Raw genomic sequence first — 16,782 nt, 5'->3', positions numbered from 1 at the left:
GCTCAAAGCCCGTATACATCGGCGCCTCCAGACTCATCTGCTTCATGTCGCTATTGTCCCATCCCGGCAGTCTGGCAGGAAGGTTTTGCAGACCTTCCCCAGCTTCCCGACCTGCATGGTGGGGCACGTGGGCGACGGCAACTTCCACGTACAAATGCTGCTGGATCCCGACAGCGAGGCAGAATGGCTGGAAGCGGAGGCCCTCAACCGGCGCCTCGTACACCGGGCGCTCAGCATGGACGGGACCTGCACCGGCGAGCATGGCGTGGGCCTGCACAAGATGCAGTTTATGAGCGAAGAGCACGGCGAGGACGCGCTCGACCTCATGCGCCAGATCAAGCGGGTTTTCGACCCGCTGAACATCCTCAACCCCGGCAAGGTCTTGCCTCCCCCCATCGTGTGAGGGCTTACGGGAAAGCCGGGCGTCCGGTTCCCGCTCCCACGAAGGACGGCAGCATTGGGGTTTCTACGCTTTTTGGCCGAGGTGGGTGCACGCTATCTTCATAAGTTACTGGAGAAGGTGCATGAACGCCCCAACAGAAGTCGGGTTGGACCCGATCGTAGCCAAGCGCCAAGCCGAGGTAGTTCAGGCCTTGCGCGACGTGCTTCCCCATCACTGCATACTTTTTCGGGAAGAGGACACGCGTCCGTACGAATGCGATGGCTTGTCCCTGTACCGCCAGCTGCCCATGGTGGTGGTCTTGCCGGAAACCGAAGGCCAGGTCCGGGATATCCTGCGGCTGTGCAAGCGGCTCGGCGTGCCCGTGGTGGCGCGTGGGGCGGGGACGGGGCTGTCCGGCGGCGCCATGCCGCATGCCGAAGGCGTGCTGCTCGGCATGGCGAAGTTCAATCGCATCGTTCGTATCGATCCTGATGCGCGCCAGGCCGTCGTCCAGCCCGGCGTACGCAATCTCGCCATTTCCGAAGCCGCGGCTCCTTACGGCCTGTATTACGCGCCCGATCCCTCTAGCCAGATCGCCTGCACCATAGGCGGCAACGTCGCTGAGAATTCGGGCGGCGTGCATTGCCTGAAGTACGGCCTCACCGTGCACAATGTCCTGGCTGTGCGCGTGGTGACCATAGACGGCGAGGTACTCGAACTCGGTTCGGAGGCGTTCGATGCGCCCGGGTTCGACCTGCTCTCGCTCATCATTGGGTCCGAGGGCATGCTGGGCATCGTCACCGAGGTGACCGTCAAGCTCATTCCCAAACCCGCCGTGGCGCGGGTCGTGATGGCCAGTTTCGCCACGGTCGAGGCGGCCGGCGAGGCCGTGGCCAGCGTGATCGCCGAGGGCATCATTCCCGCCGGTCTGGAAATGATGGACAAGCGGGCCATACACATGGTCGAGCCCTTCGTGCATGCCGGCTACGATCTCGACGCGGCCGCCATCCTGCTGTGCGAGTCCGATGGCACGGAAGAGGAAGTCGAAGACGAGATTGCGCGCATCGAAACCTTGTTCGCACGATGTGGCGCGACCCGCTTGCAGGTTTCTCGGTCCGAGGCCGAGCGGCTGTTGTTCTGGGCGGGAAGAAAGAATGCTTTTCCCGCAGCAGGCCGGATTTCTCCCGATTATTACTGCATGGATGGGACCATTCCCCGGCGTCACTTGAGCCGCGTGCTGGCGGCCATCTCGGAGATGGAGCACAGGTACGGCCTGCGCTGCGCCAACGTCTTCCATGCGGGCGACGGCAACCTGCATCCGCTCATCCTGTTCGACGCCAACGACCTGGACCAGGTGGAGCGGGCCGAGCGGTTTGGTGCGGAGATACTCGAGCTTTGCGTCGAGGTCGGGGGCACCATCACCGGCGAACATGGCGTGGGCACGGAGAAGATCAACCAGATGTGTGTTCAGTTCGCGCGAGAAGAATTGGATGTTTTTTTCGGCGTCAAGCATGCGTTTGATGCCGCCGGCCTGCTCAACCCCGGTAAAGCCATTCCCACTTTGGCCCGGTGCAATGAGTATGGTCAGCGCCACGTCCATCGCGGCATGGTCCGCTTCCCAGAGATCCCCCGCTTTTGATGATCGTGGGCGCCGGCACCGCGGCGCCCGTTCCGGAGACGATTCCATCCATGGATGTACTGTTGTCCGATCTTCGCGCTCGCGTTCTGCTCGCCAACGCCGGCGGCAAGGCGCTCTACATTCACGGCGGTGGCAGCAAATCGTTCTACGGCATGCCGGTCGACCATGAGTCCGTGCTCGACATGTCGCCTTACGCCGGGGTCATCGACTATCAGCCCTCGGAACTGGTATTGACCGCGCGTGCCGGGACGCCGTTGACCCAGGTCGAGGCCCAGCTCGCCGAGCAGGGCCAGATGCTAGCTTTCGAGCCGCCGCATTTCGGCGGCGGCGCCACGCTGGGGGGCTGCGTGGCAACGGCTCTGGCGGGGCCGCGCCGCATCGCGGCCGGAGGCGTGCGCGACTTTGTGCTCGGCGTGCGCATGCTCGATGCCCAGGGCCGGGTGTTGAGGTTCGGGGGTACCGTCATGAAGAATGTGGCGGGGTACGACGTCACGAGGTTGATCACTGGTTCGTTGGGCACGCTGGGCGTGATACTCGAAGTGTCCTTGAAGGTCATGCCCAAGCCTGCTGCCGAAACGACGCTGCGGTTTTCCGTGGGGGAAGAGGAAGCGCTGCGCCAGATGAATGCCTGGGGGCGCCAGTCGCTTCCCATCAGCGCCACCGCATGGGATACGGATGCGGACGGGCGCGGCCGCCTCACCGTGCGTTTGTCCGGAGCCGGCGCCGCCGTCGCCGCCGCGATGAAAAAAATGGGCGGCGACGTCGTCCCGGAAGCGCAGGCGGCGGCTTGGTGGCGCTCTTTGCGCGACCACACCCATCCTTTTTTGTCGCGGCGGCCGCTATGGCGATTGTCCGTCAAGTCCACCGCACCGGCATTGGGGCTGGGGGCGACGCTGATCGAGTGGGGCGGCGCGCAGCGTTGGCTGGCTGGCCCGGTTGCCGCGGATGCCGTGCGCGCTGCAGCTACGCGAGCCGGCGGGCATGCCACGCTTTTCCGGGCTTCGTCGGCCCAGGAAGTACGGGCGGTAGGCGTTTTTCATCCGCTCCCGCCCGCCATCGCGGCCATTCATCGCCGGCTCAAGAACGAATTCGATCCCGAAGGCGTGTTCAATCCGGGCCGCATGTACCCCGATCTCTAAAGATTCAAACACGAGCGACGCCATGCAAACCCGGCTAACGGAATCGATCAAGGAAACGCCTGACGGCAAGCGCGCCGAGGCCATCCTGCGCAAGTGTGTACATTGCGGCTTTTGCACGGCTACCTGCCCGACCTACCAGGTGCTGGGCGATGAACTGGACAGTCCGCGCGGCCGCATTTACCTGATCAAGCAGCTGCTCGAAGGCAATGAGGTGACTGAAAGCACGCAGCGTCACCTCGATCGATGCCTGACCTGCCGCAATTGTGAAACCACCTGCCCGTCGGGCGTGCAATATGGCCACTTGATCGACATCGGCCGTCGCCTCGTAGACGAGCGGGTGGAGCGCGAGCCCGGCGATAAGATCAAGCGCGCCGTGCTCGGCAAGGCGTTGACTTCGCCGTTGTTCGGCGTGGCGATGCGGATGGCGCAGGCCGTGCGTCCGGCCTTGCCCGCCGCGCTTGCCGCCAAGGTACCACCGCGCCGCGCGCCGGGCCCCGTGCCGCGCCGCGAGCATGCGCGGGAGGTATTCATGTTGGCCGGATGCGTGCAGCCTTCCATGATGCCGTCCATCGATGCCGCGACGCGGAGGGTGCTGGACGCCATCGGTATCCGGGCCCGGGTCGCGTCGAGGTCCGGGTGTTGCGGCGCTGTGCGATTTCATTTGGACCAGCAGTCCGCCGCGCTGGCCCAGATGCGCGCCAACATCGATGCCTGGTGGCCGGACATCGAGGCCGGGCGCGTAGAGGCCATCGTCACGAATGCCTCGGGCTGTGGCGCCACCGTGCGCGAATACGCGCATCATCTGCAGGATGATCCTGCGTACGCGGCCAAGGCCGAACGCATTTCCGCTCTGGTGCGCGACGTGGCGGAGATCGTCGAACCGCATGCGGACGAACTGGCGGGCAAGCTGACCGGCCCGCTTCCCGCCCGGCCTGCGTTTCATCCGCCGTGCACGCTGCAGCACTGGCAAGGCTTGCGGCCGTTGACCGAGAATCTCTTGGCGAAGCTCGGGTTTGCATTGCAGCCTTTTGCCGAAAGCCACTTGTGCTGCGGGTCTGCAGGAACGTACTCGGTGCTGCAGCCGAAAATTGCTGGCGAGCTTCGGGACCGCAAGTTGGCGGCGATCCGGCAGGTCGAGCCCGACGTCATCCTGTCAGCGAACATCGGCTGCCTGGCGCACCTGCAAGGTGGTACCGACGTCCCCGTCCGCCATTGGATAGAAGCCGTGGATGCAGCCTTGTGAGCGCACGCTGCCCGGCGCGGCGGAGCGCTGCTCACAACATCAAGCGAAGTTCGTCCAGCAGTTTGACCGCGGGCTGCGGAAGAATGCCCCTGCTGCGGCGAAACACCATCAACCTGCGCTTCAACATGCCTCCCGGGACGGGCAGGGTATCGGCAAGGCCCGCCGCGCGCTCGGGTTGATACATGGGCTCGGGCATCCAGCTCAGGAAGCCCGCGTGCGCCACCATGCTCTTGATGGCGAGAATGGAGCGCGTCTCGATGACGACGTTGGGCAGGGGCAGGCCGCGTGACGTGAAGATATGCGTCAGCTCCGTGAATGGGGCCGTGCCCCGCGGCGGCAGGACCCACTTGTGGCTGAGCGTGTCTTCGAGCTTCAGCCTTGCGCGCTTGCGCAGTGGATGGCCGGCGGCCGCGATGATGTGACTGGTATCGTGCCACTCGCAATCCGGGATGGCGCTGATCTCGGGCGTGTCGGGCATGGACACGCCGATGGCGAGGTCGATGTCGTAGTTCAACAGGGCGTCCGTGAGGAGATCCCCCACGCCTTCGACGAGATGCACTTGCAGATTGGGCCACTGCGCCAGCACGCGGCCGATGGCGATCGGCAGCACCTGGCTGACGGCGCTCGCGACGGCCCCGACGCGTATCGTTCCCCTTGCCAGGCCGCGGAGGGCGTTGAGTTCCTCCGTGGCCTGTTCGGCTTCCCGCTGCAACAGCGTGGCGTGCGGAAGCAAGGCCTGGCCGAAGCTCGTCAATACCATGCCGGTGGAGTAACGCTCGAAAAGCGGCGCGCCGACCTGCTGCTCCAGGCGCCGGATGGTGCGGCTGAGCGCGGGTTGGGTGATGTTGAGCTTCTGTGCCGCGCGCCCCAGGGATCCGTGGTGCACCACGGCAAGGAAAGCCTGAAGTTGCCGGATGTCGTAGGTCATGCCAAAAGGTAATGACTTTTTCTCGAAAAAGCAATGTTCAGGCAAGGGTCGGCTTGCCATACTTGCATCAAAGACGGGCCCGGCCCGGACCTATCCCGGAGACGACTCATGATGCCTTCCAGCCCCACAGCGGCAGGCGCCACTACGACTGTCCGAGAGGCGGTGCTCGAATTGCTCCGCGCTTTCGACATGACCACTATTTTCGGCAACCCCGGCTCGACCGAGCTGCCCCTGTTCTTGGACTTTCCCGACGACTTCCGCTATGTGTTGGGCCTGCATGAAGGCGTGGTGGTCGGCATGGCGGACGGGTACGCGCAAGCGCGTCGCGGCGCCGCGTTCGTCAACCTGCACTCGGCCGCCGGCGTTGGCAACGCCATGGGCAACCTGTTTACTGCCTATAAGAACCGCACGCCGCTGGTCATTACCGCAGGACAGCAGGCGCGCTCCATCCTGCCGTTCGAACCGTTCCTGTACTCTGCCCAGGCAACCGAACTGCCCAAGCCCTATGTGAAGTGGAGCTGCGAGCCGGCGCGTGCGGAAGATGTGCCGCTCGCCATCGCGCGTGGCTATTACATCGCCATGCAGCCGCCGCGCGGGCCGGTGCTGATCTCGGTCCCGGCCGATGATTGGTCGCGTCCCTGCGAGCCAGTGGCGCCGCGTCGGGTGGGGGACACGTTGCGTCCCGATCCGGCCGTGATGGCCGAGATCGCGGCGGCGCTCGACCGGGCCCGGCGGCCCGCTTTCGTCATCGGCGCTTCGGTCGATCGCGACGGGGCCTGGGACGCCGTGGTCGAGCTGGCCGAGCGCCACAAGGCAGGCGTGTGGGTGGCTCCCATGTCCGGACGTTGCGGCTTTCCGGAGGACCATCGGCAATTCATGGGGTTCCTGCCCGCCATGCGGGAGAAGATCGTGGGCCTGCTGGGCGGCTATGACTGCATTTTCGTGATCGGGGCGCCGGCCTTCACCTACCACGTCGAGGGTTTCGGCCCGCATGTGCCCGAGGGTGCGACGCTGCTGCAGCTAACCGACGATCCCAACGTCGCGGCATGGGCTCCCGTCGGCACCGCGGCGGTGGGGAGCATCCATCTTGGCGTGCGGGAACTATTGGAGCGCACGGCTCCGCCCGTCCGCGAGCTGCCCGCGCCAAGAGCGCGCGTGCCCCGGGCCGAGCCTTCGTTGCCCATGTCGGCGGCCTATGTGCTGCAAACCTTGGCCGAGGTGCGCGATCCCGCTTCCATCGTGGTGGAGGAGTCGCCCAGCGCGCGCCCCATCATGCACCAATACCTGCCCATGCTGCGCAGCGAAACCTTCTACACCATGTGTAGCGGCGGGCTCGGGTACGGCATGCCGGCCGCCGTGGGCGTGGCCCTTGCCAAGCCGCAGGGCAAAGTCATCGGGCTCATCGGCGACGGCTCCAGCATGTACGCGATCCAGGCGCTCTGGACTGCCGCACAGCTCAAGCTGCCTATTACTTTCGTCATCCTGAACAACCGGCGGTATGCTGCACTGACGGAATTTGCACCGACATTCGGTTTCAAGCCCGGCGACCCGCTGGCAGGGACCGAGCTTTCCGACCTGGATTTCGCGTCCTTGGCCCGCGGCTTGGCGTGCGAGGGAATACGGGTGTCGGACCCCGCCAAGTTGCCGGACGTGCTGCGCCAAGCGCTGGCATCGCCGGTTCCCATCCTGGTAGACGTGGAAATCGCCTGATTTCCCGCTTCTGCCTTACTTCAAGCAGGAGACTGATATGAAAACGATCGCCATGCTGATCGATGGAAAGTCTGCAGCGGCCTCCGGGGATGCGACCTTTGAGCGTCGCAACCCGCTCGACGGTTCGGTCGCCACGCGCGCGCCGGCCGCCTCGCCGGAAGACATGGTCAAGGCCGTCGAGGCAGCGGCACGCGCCTTCGAGAGCTGGCGCGACACCGGCCCCAGCGAGCGGCGAGCGCTGTTGCTCAAGGCGGCCCAGGCCTTGGAGGCCAAGGGCGACGCGTTCGCGCAGGCCATGGCGGCCGAGACGGGCGCTTCGGCGATGTGGGCCGGATTCAACGTTCACCTGGCCGCGGGCATGCTGCAGGAAGCGGCTGCCTTGACGACCCAGATCAGCGGCGAGGTCATTCCCTCGGATGTGCCCGGCAGCCTCGCCATGGCGGTGCGGCAGGGTGCGGGCGTCGTACTGGGCATCGCACCATGGAATGCGCCTGTGATCCTCGGCGTGCGCGCGCTGGCCGTGCCGCTCGCGTGCGGTAATACCGTGGTGTTCAAGGGATCGGAATTGTGCCCGGCCACGCATGGCCTGATCGTCGAAGCGCTCAACGAAGCCGGTTTTCCGCCGGGAGTGGTCAACTTCGTTACCAACGCGCCGGCCGACGCCGGTGCTGTGGTGGAGGCCGCCGTCGCGCATCCCGCCGTGCGTCGCGTGAACTTCACTGGCTCGACGCGGGTAGGGAAGATCATTGCGCAAACTTGCGCCAAGTATCTCAAGCCCGTGGTGCTCGAGCTCGGAGGCAAGGCGCCGCTCGTGGTCCTGGACGACGCCGATCTGGACGCCGCAGTCAATGCCGCCGCGTTTGGCGCGTTCGCCAATTCGGGCCAGATCTGCATGTCCACCGAGCGCATCATCGTCGATGAAAAGGTGGCTGACGAGTTCGTGGCCAAATTCGCGGCCAAGGCCCAGTCCCTGCCGCTGCAGGACCCGCGCAAAGGGCCGGCGGTACTCGGATCGGTGGTGGACATGTCGACCGTGGAGCGCTGCAACGCCATGATCGATGATGCGCTGTCCAAGGGTGCCGTGCTCGTGTGCGGAGGCAAGGCGGAAAACACCCTCATGCCGGCGACCATCCTGGACCGGGTGACGCGCGACATGAGGATTTACTCGGAAGAGTCGTTCGGCCCGGTGAAGGCGGTGGTGCGTGTCAGCGGCGTCGAAGCCGCCATCCAATGCGCCAATGACACCGAATACGGGCTTTCTTCCGCGGTCTTCGGCCGCGATGTCGCGCGCGCCATGCAGGTGGCCAAGCGCATCGAGTCCGGCATCTGCCATGTCAATGGCCCGACCGTCCACGATGAGGCGCAGATGCCGTTCGGCGGCGTGAAGGAAAGCGGCATCGGCCGTTTCGGAGGCAAGGCCGGCATCCACGAGTTCACCGAGCTGCGCTGGATCACCGTGCAGACCACGCCTCGGCACTATCCGTTCTGAACGCCCGGGTGCCCCGGCCGTCATCGCGGCCGGGGCGGGCGGGACGTGCGGTGTTCATCATGACAACACAGGAGACAAGCATGAACCGTCAAAGAGGCAAGCGAGCCATAGTGGCTCGGCTGAGCGTGTTCGCGTTGGGCTGGGCCGCGGCTTTCGGCGCCGCGGCCCAGTCATGGCCTACCAAGCCGGTGAAGGTCGTGGTGAACTTCCCGCCCGGAGGCGCAGCCGACCAGATCGCGAGGGCGGTCACAGGGCCTTTGCAGGAGGTGTTGGGCCAACCCGTGGTGGTGGAAAACAAGGGTGGGGCAGGCGGGAACATAGGCGGCGAAGCCGTCGCACGTTCGGCCCCGGACGGCTATACGTTGCTGATGAGCTCCGGCGGCATGGTGTCGATCAATCCTTTCATCTATCCCAAGATGTCGTTCGATCCCGCCAAGGACCTGGACCCCGTCGCCGCCGCTGCCAAGGTCAAGGTGTTTCTCGTCACCCGCCCAGGCAAGCTGCCCACCGACGTGCAATCCTTCATCGCATACCTCAAGGCCAATCCAGGCAAAGTGACGTACGGCACGCCAGGCAACGGGAGTTCTCCTCACCTGGCCGCCGAAATGTTCCAGAGCCAGGCGGGCGTGAGCGTGGTACACGTGCCATACCGCGGCGCCGCGCCCGCGCTGGTCGATCTCCTGGCCGGCCAGATAGATTTCGCTTTCGATCCGGGGATCGCCATGCAGCACGTGCAGGCGGGCAAGCTCAACATGCTGGCCGTCGGCAGCCTGACCCGTTCGCCGCTGTTTCCCGACGTGCCGACGCTGGACGAAGTCGGGTTGAAGGGCTTCGACGCCGACACCGTCTTCGGTTTCTACGCGCCGTCGGGTACGCCCAAGGAAATCATCAACCGGCTCAATGGCGAGATCAACAAGATCATCGGCACGCCCGCGTTCCGGGAGCGCGTGGTGGCCATAGGTGGCGATCCGGCGCCGATGACGCCTGAGCAGTTCCGCAAGCGCGCAGAAGACGACGCCAGGCGTTTCGGCGCGATTATCCGTGAACGCAAGATCGTGGGCGATTGATGCGATGAAGGCACATCGAATCGTCTAGCAAGAGGCTCCGCCGTCAGCGCCGGGGCGCTCGCCAGCATCCGCCGGCGCGGCCAGCGCAGCCTTTTTTCGGTTCGCGGCGGGTTTTCAGGATAATGTGGTCATGTCTGGCGATATGCCACCTCCAGGAAGTCTTGCGTGGACCTCATCGTCGCCACCCGGGAAGGCTTGTATTGCCCCCCAGGCGGTTTTCACATCGATCCTTGGCGCCCCGTCGAGCGCGCGGTAATCACCCACGCGCATTCGGATCATGCACGCGTGGGCCATGGCGCTTATCTGGCCGCGCGGGCGGGCGAGGCCGTGCTGCGGGCCAGGCTCGGAGATGTTTCCCTGCAAACGCTAGGGTATGGCGAGCCAGTGACGGTCAATGGCGTGCGCATCTCTTTGCATCCGGCCGGGCACGTCCTCGGGTCCGCCCAGGTCCGCGTGGAGTATCGCGGGGAGGTCTGGGTGGCGTCGGGCGACTACAAGCTCGAGCCGGATCCGACCTGTGCGTCATTCGAGCCGGTTCGATGCCACACCTTCATCACCGAATCCACTTTTGGGCTGCCCATCTATCGTTGGCAGGAGAACAGCATCCTGTTCGGTGAGATCAACGAGTGGTGGCGCCGGAATGCCGAGCAGGGCCGCCCCTCGGTGCTCTATTGCTACGCCTTCGGCAAAGCACAGCGCATATTGGCCAGCGTGGATGCTTCCGTTGGGCCCATCATCGTGCATGGTTCCGTCGCGTCGCTCAACGACGCCTACCGTCGCGCGGGCGTAGCCTTGCCCGCGGCCCTGCGCATCTCCGAGGTCGCCGACAAATCCCTCCTGCGTCGGGCGTTGGTGCTGGCGCCGCCGTCGGCCCAGGGTTCGCCTTGGCTTCGGCGGTTTGCCGACCATTCGGACGGTTACGCCAGCGGTTGGATGCGCGTGCGAGGCAATCGCCGCCGTCGCGGCGTGGACCGCGGATTTGTATTGTCGGACCATGCTGATTGGCCGGGCCTGCAGCAGGCCATCGCTGCGACGGGGGCGGAACGGGTGTTCGTCACGCATGGCAGCGTCCATGCCATGGTGCGTTGGTTGCGCGAACGTGGCCTGCTGGCGGAATCCTTCAGCACCGAGTACGGTGACGAAGAGGACGGGGGCGGAGATGAGCTCCAGCCCGCGGCGGGTGAGGCATGAAAGCCTTCGTCGATTTGTACGTTGCGCTCGAATCCACCACATCCAGCCGAGGCAAACAGGCAGCGATGGTGGATTACTTCAAGCAGGTGCCCGCCGCTGATGCCGCGTGGGCAGTGTACTTTCTCGCGGGCGGCAAGCCGCGGCAACTGGTGCCGGTCAAGCTGCTCAAGGAGTATGCGCGGGAGGCGGCCGACATCCCGGAGTGGCTGTTCGACGAAAGTTACCAGGCCGTCGGAGACCTGGCGGAAACGATCGCCTTGTTGCTTCCGGAGTCTGAAGGCCACGATCACGCGAGCCTCTCGGCCTGGGTGGAACACGGCCTGCTTCCTTTGCGTGGCCTGGCGCCCGAGCAACTCAAGCCGCGCTTGCTGGACGCCTGGGCCCGCCTCGACGCACGTGGTCGCCTGGTTTTCACCAAGCTCATCACTGGGAGCTTCCGGGTAGGCGTGTCGCGCCTTTCGGTGACGCGCGCGCTGGCGGAGGTAGCCGGCCTGGATGCCAAAGAGGTGGCGCAGCGCATGGTCGGATATACCGATCTCGGCGCACGCCCCACGGCGCACACCTACCTGGATTTGATTTCCTCCGAAGTGCGCGCCGAGCGGTCGCGAAGCGGCCTGCCTTACCCGTTTTTCCTCGCCCATCCCCTGCAACTCGACATCGGTGAATTCGACGGCGTGCTCGGACCGGTGTCGGAGTGGCTCGTCGAATGGAAATGGGACGGCATACGCGCGCAGTTGGTTCGGCGCAGCGGTGGCGTCTGGGTGTGGTCGCGCGGCGAAGAGCTCGTCAGTGATCGGTTTCCGGAGCTGGTGCAGGCCGGCGAGATGCTGCCTGACGGTACCGTCATCGACGGTGAAATCGTGGTCTGCAAAGAAGGCGAGGTCCAGCCTTTTGCGCAACTGCAGCAACGCATCGGCCGCAAGAGCTTGACGTCGGCCATATTGCGCAACGCTCCCGTGGCGCTCTTGGCCTACGACCTGCTGGAGTGGGAAGGAGAGGATTGGCGGAGCCGGCCTCAACGGGAGCGGCGCGGGAAACTCGATGAATTGCTTGCTGGCGTGGGCGCGGTGTGCCTGCGCCCGAGCCCGCTGCTGCAGGCGGCTTCGTGGGACGATTTCGCGCGCTTGCGCGAATCTTCCCGCAGCCGTGGCGTGGAAGGCATGATGCTCAAGCAGGCAGGCGGCCAGTATGGCGTGGGGCGCAGCAAAGACGTCGGATTGTGGTGGAAATGGAAGGTCGATCCTTATTCGGTCGACGCCGTCCTCATCTATGCGCAGAAGGGGCATGGTCGTCGCGCCAGTCTTTATACCGACTACACCTTCGCGGTGTGGGACGCGCCGCCCGGTACGCCGGGCCGCCGCCTCGTCCCATTTGCCAAGGCATATTCGGGGCTGACGGACGAAGAAATCCGACAGGTGGATGCCGTCGTGCGCAAGACGACGCAGGAAACGTTCGGGCCGGTGCGTAGCGTGTTGCCTACCATGGTGTTCGAACTCGGCTTTGAAGGCATTGCGCGCAGCACGCGCCACAAGAGCGGCGTCGCCGTGCGCTTCCCCCGCATGCTGCGCTGGCGCCGGGACAAGGCCGTCGAGGAGGCCGATACGCTCGAAACGCTGGTCGCGCTATTGCCGCAGGCTGGACGTTGAGTCGACCATAAGCATCTTCCGAAAAAATCGTTGACCGGCCGGGGGCTCCCGAATAACCTAGCTCTACCCGTAATTTGCACAAGTTGTGCGAATTATGAACATAAGCGGAGCGGGGATTCGAGGTTATCAACGGGCAAGAGGAAGTCGTGATGGCGATAATGAAGAAGTGGGCAATCCGCATTGCGGGAGCGGTGATTGCCTCCTGGTCGGCGGCGAGCGCGGCGCAGGCCTTTCCCACCAAACCAATTCGCATCGTTGCGCCGTATGTGCCGGGCGGAACGGTCGATGCCTTGGCGAGGGCGCTGGCTCCCCACTTGTCCCAGGAGCTCGGCCAACAAGTCGTCGTGGAGAATCGCGCGGGTGCCTCCGGCAATATCGGCGCGGAATACGTGGCGGGATCGGAGCCAGATGGCCATGTGTTGCTGTTGACGGCCAGCACGGTCATCGTCAATCCGCTGGTGATGAAGGAGAAGCCACGTTTCGACCTGCATGAGAATTTCACTCCGGTCGGGATGGTGGCGAGCACGCCGCTGGTATTCGTCGTTTCGCCGCAGAGCGGCATTAACACGGTCGGGGAATTCGTCCAGTACGCCAAAGCCCACCCTGACAAGGTGAACTTTGGCGTCGGCGGCTTCGGGTCGGGCGGCCACTTGGCCATGGAAACGTTCAACGTCCGCACGGGCACGTCGATTCCCATGGTGATCTACAAGGGTTCTGCGCCGGCGCTGACCGACATCGTCGGCGGGCAGCTCAGCGCGATGATGGATCCGGTGCTGACGACACTGCCGTTCGTGAACACGGGACGCCTGAAGGCGATCGCGGTGACGGGCGGACGTCGCAGCGATTTGCTGCCGTCGGTGCCGACGCTCGAAGAGGCAGGCGTTCCGAACATGGACTTCGTGTCCTGGTACGGCATGTGGGGGCCTGCGGGCCTCCCGGAATCGGTATCCAACCGTATTCAGTCCGCGTTGACCAAGGTGCTCGCTTCGCCTGATTTCAAGGCTTGGCTCGACAAGCAGGGCATGGTCGCCGGGACGGTCACCGGCAAGCGATTCGGCGATTACGTCTTGCAGGAAAGCAAGAAGTACGCCCAGGCCGTGGCCGATGCAAAGATCGAGCCGAAGTGACCGGCGCTGCACGGGAATAGGAGATCGCAGGATGGCGGGGCGTGCGAAGACTTTCCATGGCGTGACCATCGGCATCTTGATGGTGAAGACGGGGTTTTGCCGCCTTCCCGGAGACGTCGGCCATGCCGGAACCTGGGATTTCCCGGTGCAGTATCGCATCGTGGAGGATGCGACGCCCGACAAGATGATGGCGCTCGAATCGTCCGGGCTGCTGGACTCGTTCAAGGCCGCGGCACGCGACTTGGTTGCCGGCGGGGTAGACGGCATCGCGACGACTTGCGGTTTCCTGGCGTTGTATCAGCAAGAGTTGGCCGCTGCTTGCGGCGTACCCGTCGCCGCAAGCAGCCTGCTGCAGGTCCCGCTAGCGGAACGATTGATCGCGCCTGGCAAGCGCGTGGGCATTCTCACGTTCAGCCGAGAAAGCCTGCATGCGAGCCACCTGGAGGCAGTCGGCGTCCATCCGGGCACGCCGGTGGTCGGCATGCCGCCTGACTCCGTATTCGTGACATCCATCAAATCGGGCGATACCGTTCCACGTTACGAGCCAATGCGCACGGAGGTGCTCGAGGCCGCGGAACGATTGCTGCGGACTTATCCGGAGGTCGGCGCCATCGTGCTGGAGTGTGCCAATATGACGCCATTCAGCGCCGACATTGCCGAGCGTTTCGGCGTGCCCGTGTTCGATGGCGTGACGCTCATCAATTGGTTCCACGCCGGCTTGCGCCCGCGTCGCTACCGCCCTGCGTGAGGCGCTTTTCAGCCGTGCCGAAGGGCCGCGGAGACGTTCTCGCAGGCGCGGTGCAGATGCTGCGCGAGGGGGGACTCCGCATCCAGGCAATCCTCCAGGTCGAGCCCGGAAACCACGATGGCGCCGAGCGCTTCGGTGCTTTGTCCTCGAAACGGCAAGGCGATGGAGGCGAGCCCCCGCTTGTAGTTGCCGACGGTCATGCAGAACCCGCCTGCCTGCCGGATCTTGCGTAAGTCCGGGCGTATTTTGTCGTAGCGGGCCTGGCCCAGGGTGGCGATGCAGCGTTCTTCCGAGTAGGTGGAAAGAACTGATTTACCGCTGGCGCATTCGTCGATCAGGAATTGGTCGCCGATCTCGATGATGACGTTCATGGGCGTGAGCGGTGTCCAGATGCGCTCGACGATGACGATGCGGTCGCGCGCGGGTATCGAGATGGAAACCAGGGCGGAGCGCCCTTGCAGCACTTTTTCCTGCAGTTCGACCGCGTAGGGCAGCACGGCCCGCCGGATCTCCCGGCGGCTGATATGGCCAGCTGCGAACAAGAGGCATTCAGGCCCCAGCGCGTACGTTCCTTCGTGTGCGGTGACCATGCCCCAATGGATGAGGGTCTTGAGGAGCCGATGGACCGTCGTGCGTTCTATGCCCGTGCGGCGGGAGAGCTCTAGCGCGGTGGCCCCCTTGGGCGTGGCCGTGAGCTCGCGCAGCACCGCAAAGGCACGGTCTACGGATTGCACTCGTCCTCCGCCGTCGGCGTCGGAAGAGGGCAGTTCAGGCATCGTCTGCAAGGTTTGTGCTCGATGAGAAAAAGTACCAAGCGCCGCAGGCCTGGCCGTCATCAGTGCGGCAGGGATGTCCGGCTGGCCGCTATCGCTTCACGAATTTTCCGAGTCAACACTTTACCGTAGTGCGATCTTGGCAGGGCGTCCATGAATAGCACGTATTTCGGGCGTTTATGCGAGGATAGGTTTTCCCGGCAATATGCATGGATGTCGTCCGCGCTCATTGGCACGCCGGGTCTTGCCACGATCGCCGCCGCGACGATTTCTCCCCATTCTAGGTCTTCCACGCCGACCACCGCGGCTTCGAGCACGGCCGGATGGCCGCAGAGGACTTCTTCGACTTCGGCGGGTTGCACTGATTTGCCGCCGGTCCGGATGAGGGCTTTGGCCCGGCCCTGTATGCGCAGGCGGCCATGCTGGTCGAGGCAGCCGAGGTCTCCCGTGTGGAACCATCCGTCCTTGAGGACGGCCGCGGTCAGTTCCGGTTGGTTCCAATAGCCTTGCATGACGTGGGGGCCGCGAATCAGCACTTCGCCCGTAACGCCGGGGGGAAGATGGGTTAGTCCGTCGGAAACAACGATTTCGGTCGTCGTGGTGGTGGCCCCGACCAGGCCCAGCGTGTTTACCGGATCAGCCAGGAGCTCCCAGGCTGAGGAGGGGGGCCGATAACAGCTCCACGGCGCCTCGGTGAGGCCATAAATGACGGAGAAAATCGGGCCGAACGCGGCAACGGCGCGTTCGAAGAGTTCCGGCGACATGGCGGCGGCGCCCACCTCTATGCACGCGAGCGAGGTCACGTCCGAGCGCTGGACTTCCCAGCGCCGCAATATCCGGATCAGATGGGTAGGCACGAGCGAGGTACAGGTCGGCCGATACCGTTCTACGAGCTCAAGAAAACGGCCCGGTTCGAAATGTGCGCCTAGGATCAGCGTGCCGCCCTGCATTAAATGCGCCAGCAACAGTATTGCGGCGATCGGCCAGAGCGGCCGCACATTGAGCATCCGGTCTCCCGTCCAGCGGCGGCGAGCCTCGGCGATGTTGAGCAGTGCAGCACAGTAGCTGCCATGCGTATGCACGACGGCCTTGGGAATCCCCGTCGTGCCACCCGTGTAATTTAGCGCCGCGATCCAGTCCGATTGGCACTGGACGGGGCAAGTGGTCCTGGCCATGGGCTGGTCCCGGACGATGGTGTCGATACTGCGTGCCTCGATGCCTCCGGCTTGCAGGTCTGGCAGCAACGCATCGACGTGCGGGGCATAGGCAGGGCAGTACAGCAATACGCGTGCGCCGGAGTCGTGGATCTGGGCGAGCAGCTCGCGCGTGGCCAGCGAGGGGTCCAGCGATACCTTCACGCGTCCCGCACTCATGACGCCATAGTCGGCGAACAGAAACCCCGGCGTTGCATCGCCCAGCAGCGCGATGCGGTCGCCCGGCCTGGTGTCGAATGTCTCGAGCAGCCGGTGCGCGCACTCGAACACGGAACCGACGAATTCCCGGAAGCTGTAATGCCTATCGGTTTCGGCGTCGATCAGTGCGCAGCGGTCGGGCCAGGTCTTGGCCGCGTGTTCGAGAAGCGAAGATACGTTCATGCCAGTGAGGCATCCAGGAAGCGATGGAACGGTATGTTCATAATAAACACATATTGTGCTCTATACAAACTCTTCCTAGAATGGCCTTCCCGCTGGCGCCGATGT

Annotated in this window: 13 protein-coding genes and 1 pseudogene; 11 read left to right on the top strand and 3 right to left on the bottom strand. The window is 64.5% G+C overall.

What is annotated here, in order from left to right:
* Positions 1-100 precede the first annotated feature (100 nt).
* From IRZ12_RS08190 to glcF, 4 genes and pseudogenes are all read left to right on the top strand, one after another.
* Positions 101-403: pseudogene (locus tag IRZ12_RS08190) on the top strand (FAD-binding oxidoreductase); the annotation flags it as partial.
* 121 nt (positions 404-524) lie between these two features.
* Positions 525-2,021, top strand: a complete 1,497-nt coding sequence (locus IRZ12_RS08185; RefSeq protein ID WP_296467009.1) for an FAD-linked oxidase C-terminal domain-containing protein — start codon at positions 525-527, stop codon at positions 2,019-2,021.
* Between the two features lie 50 nt (positions 2,022-2,071).
* Positions 2,072-3,160 carry a glycolate oxidase subunit GlcE gene (gene glcE, locus IRZ12_RS08180; protein WP_296467003.1) on the top strand — a complete coding sequence of 363 codons (1,089 nt, stop codon included), beginning with the start codon at positions 2,072-2,074 and terminating at the stop codon, positions 3,158-3,160.
* Positions 3,161-3,182: 22 nt separating this feature from the next.
* Complete coding sequence (glcF, locus tag IRZ12_RS08175) at positions 3,183-4,403, top strand: glycolate oxidase subunit GlcF (RefSeq protein ID WP_296467001.1); 1,221 nt, start codon at positions 3,183-3,185, stop codon at positions 4,401-4,403.
* 31 nt (positions 4,404-4,434) lie between these two features.
* On the opposite strand, the gene IRZ12_RS08170 is transcribed toward glcF, so the two are convergent.
* Complete coding sequence (locus IRZ12_RS08170; RefSeq protein ID WP_296466998.1) at positions 4,435-5,331, bottom strand: LysR family transcriptional regulator; 897 nt, start codon at positions 5,329-5,331, stop codon at positions 4,435-4,437.
* A 108-nt stretch (positions 5,332-5,439) separates the two neighbouring features.
* Between IRZ12_RS08170 and mdlC the strand changes: the two genes are divergently transcribed.
* The 7 genes from mdlC to IRZ12_RS08135 all read left to right on the top strand — a co-directional run bounded on the left by mdlC (position 5,440) and on the right by IRZ12_RS08135 (position 14,309).
* Positions 5,440-7,041: a benzoylformate decarboxylase gene (mdlC, locus tag IRZ12_RS08165; protein WP_296466996.1), complete on the top strand. Its 1,602-nt coding sequence runs from the start codon at positions 5,440-5,442 to the stop codon at positions 7,039-7,041.
* A gap of 37 nt (positions 7,042-7,078) precedes the next feature.
* Positions 7,079-8,530, top strand: a complete 1,452-nt coding sequence (locus IRZ12_RS08160) for an aldehyde dehydrogenase (RefSeq protein ID WP_296466992.1) — start codon at positions 7,079-7,081, stop codon at positions 8,528-8,530.
* Positions 8,531-8,610: 80 nt separating this feature from the next.
* Positions 8,611-9,597: a tripartite tricarboxylate transporter substrate binding protein gene (locus IRZ12_RS08155; protein ID WP_296466988.1), complete on the top strand. Its 987-nt coding sequence runs from the start codon at positions 8,611-8,613 to the stop codon at positions 9,595-9,597.
* Between the two features lie 165 nt (positions 9,598-9,762).
* A complete protein-coding gene (locus IRZ12_RS08150; protein ID WP_296466986.1) occupies positions 9,763-10,788 on the top strand; it encodes a ligase-associated DNA damage response exonuclease in 1,026 nt (341 codons plus the stop codon).
* The gene (locus IRZ12_RS08145; protein WP_296466983.1) at positions 10,785-12,434 is read left to right on the top strand and encodes an ATP-dependent DNA ligase; all 1,650 of its coding nucleotides are present in this window, start codon (positions 10,785-10,787) and stop codon (positions 12,432-12,434) included. Before IRZ12_RS08150 ends, IRZ12_RS08145 begins: the two co-directional genes overlap by 4 nt.
* Positions 12,435-12,592: 158 nt before the next feature.
* Positions 12,593-13,561 carry a tripartite tricarboxylate transporter substrate binding protein gene (locus tag IRZ12_RS08140; protein ID WP_296466980.1) on the top strand — a complete coding sequence of 323 codons (969 nt, stop codon included), beginning with the start codon at positions 12,593-12,595 and terminating at the stop codon, positions 13,559-13,561.
* Positions 13,562-13,592: 31 nt separating this feature from the next.
* On the top strand, positions 13,593-14,309 hold the full coding sequence (locus IRZ12_RS08135; protein ID WP_296466977.1) for an aspartate/glutamate racemase family protein: 717 nt from the start codon (positions 13,593-13,595) through the stop codon (positions 14,307-14,309).
* A gap of 8 nt (positions 14,310-14,317) precedes the next feature.
* Here the strand turns inward: IRZ12_RS08135 and IRZ12_RS08130 are convergent, their stop codons facing one another.
* Positions 14,318-15,085, bottom strand: a complete 768-nt coding sequence (locus IRZ12_RS08130) for an IclR family transcriptional regulator (protein ID WP_296466973.1) — start codon at positions 15,083-15,085, stop codon at positions 14,318-14,320.
* Positions 15,086-15,144: 59 nt separating this feature from the next.
* Positions 15,145-16,677 (bottom strand): class I adenylate-forming enzyme family protein, encoded by a 1,533-nt coding sequence (locus IRZ12_RS08125; RefSeq protein WP_296466970.1) that lies wholly within the window; start codon positions 16,675-16,677, stop codon positions 15,145-15,147.
* Positions 16,678-16,782: the final 105 nt, after the last annotated feature.

This window comes from Pigmentiphaga sp., from assembly GCF_019689535.1.
GTDB lineage: Bacteria > Pseudomonadota > Gammaproteobacteria > Burkholderiales > Burkholderiaceae_B > Pigmentiphaga.
This window is presented reverse-complemented; position numbering and strand designations above follow the sequence as displayed.

Coding starts and splice junctions, on each gene's coding strand:
- IRZ12_RS08185 (WP_296467009.1), top strand. CDS start 525: ATGAACGCCCCAACAGAAGTCGGGTTGGACCCGATCGTAGCCAAGCGC.
- glcE (WP_296467003.1), top strand. CDS start 2,072: ATGGATGTACTGTTGTCCGATCTTCGCGCTCGCGTTCTGCTCGCCAAC.
- glcF (WP_296467001.1), top strand. CDS start 3,183: ATGCAAACCCGGCTAACGGAATCGATCAAGGAAACGCCTGACGGCAAG.
- IRZ12_RS08170 (WP_296466998.1), bottom strand. CDS start 5,331: ATGACCTACGACATCCGGCAACTTCAGGCTTTCCTTGCCGTGGTGCAC.
- mdlC (WP_296466996.1), top strand. CDS start 5,440: ATGATGCCTTCCAGCCCCACAGCGGCAGGCGCCACTACGACTGTCCGA.
- IRZ12_RS08160 (WP_296466992.1), top strand. CDS start 7,079: ATGAAAACGATCGCCATGCTGATCGATGGAAAGTCTGCAGCGGCCTCC.
- IRZ12_RS08155 (WP_296466988.1), top strand. CDS start 8,611: ATGAACCGTCAAAGAGGCAAGCGAGCCATAGTGGCTCGGCTGAGCGTG.
- IRZ12_RS08145 (WP_296466983.1), top strand. CDS start 10,785: ATGAAAGCCTTCGTCGATTTGTACGTTGCGCTCGAATCCACCACATCC.
- IRZ12_RS08140 (WP_296466980.1), top strand. CDS start 12,593: ATGAAGAAGTGGGCAATCCGCATTGCGGGAGCGGTGATTGCCTCCTGG.
- IRZ12_RS08135 (WP_296466977.1), top strand. CDS start 13,593: ATGGCGGGGCGTGCGAAGACTTTCCATGGCGTGACCATCGGCATCTTG.
- IRZ12_RS08130 (WP_296466973.1), bottom strand. CDS start 15,085: ATGCCTGAACTGCCCTCTTCCGACGCCGACGGCGGAGGACGAGTGCAA.
- IRZ12_RS08125 (WP_296466970.1), bottom strand. CDS start 16,677: ATGAACGTATCTTCGCTTCTCGAACACGCGGCCAAGACCTGGCCCGAC.